Source organism: Ligilactobacillus equi DSM 15833 = JCM 10991 (genome assembly GCF_000615765.1).
GTDB classification, from domain to species: Bacteria; Bacillota; Bacilli; order Lactobacillales; family Lactobacillaceae; genus Ligilactobacillus; species Ligilactobacillus equi.
The window spans coordinates 1-1,054 of sequence record NZ_BAMI01000134.1; the positions used below are offsets into that span (position 1 = coordinate 1).

1 protein-coding gene is annotated in these 1,054 nt (G+C 41.3%); it reads right to left on the bottom strand.

The genetic code is table 11. The annotated features are described in order from the left end of the window. Window positions 1-29 precede the first annotated feature (29 nt). On the bottom strand, window positions 30-953 hold the full coding sequence (locus tag JCM10991_RS11760) for an IS30 family transposase (RefSeq protein ID WP_023860195.1): 924 nt from the start codon (window positions 951-953) through the stop codon (window positions 30-32). Window positions 954-1,054: the final 101 nt, after the last annotated feature.

Consider the following 1,054-nt stretch of genomic DNA (forward strand, 5'->3'; position numbering starts at 1 on the left):
GGCAGATTGCAATAAATAAATTGAACACTTCATCGAAGCATTTTTCGCATAAAGACTTCAATGGGTGATCGCCAGTTGAGACATTTAAGTGGCCGAGAGTTTAAGTACCAGTTAATCTGAATTAGTTCTTGATCACTGATCTCTTCAATTGGCTTGCCTTTAGGGATAAAACGACGCAAGACCCGATTACGATTCTCATTACTACCTCGTTCATGCGGCGAATAAGCATGGGCAAAGTAAAGATTAATGCCCGTCTGTTCTTCAATCTCACGATAGTTAGCGAACTCTTTACCATGATCGACGGTGATGGTCTTAAGTTTGGGTCCTAATTGTTTCGCTAATTCTAGCATGGCCATTGTCATTGCCTGACTACTACGACTTTCAAGGCGTTTAACCACGGTTAATCTACTTTGCCGTTCGACAAAAGTGGCCACCGCTTGTCCTCTTCGTTTACCAGATAGAACAGTGTCAGCTTCAAAGTGACCAAACGTTTTACGAGTCTTAACTTCCTGTGGACGTTCTTCAATTGAACGGCCATGACTAAATGTTCCCCGAGTTTCTTTCGCCCGATGACGACGAATGCCTCGGTCAGGTAAGTCCGATGGTTGGATGTCAAGTATACCTTGGTCAATCCAGTTGTAAATGGTCTTATAAGCAATCCCAACCATATGAGCAACCTGTTCAGGCGACCACTTCTGAATCTTGACTTTGTCTTCAACCAAGCGTTTTAGATTAGCAGTCAGCACATATTTACGTCCACGTAACTTAAGCTTTGTCTCATGATCCTGTTGAGATCGCTTAGCATTATAAGGTAAAGGGAGACGATGTAATTCATTGAAAATCGTTGTTTTACTGAAGCCTAGATAGTCAGCAATATAGCGAAGCGAACGGTGTTCATGAAGTAAAGTTTCAATGACAATGCGGTCAGCAAATGATAAAATAGTGGTGCCCATAAAGGTCCTTCTTTCTAATGGAATGTTGTGGTAACACCATTAAAGACCTTTATGGGTTTTCTTGTCCACTTAAATGTTCAACTTATATTTTACAATCTGTC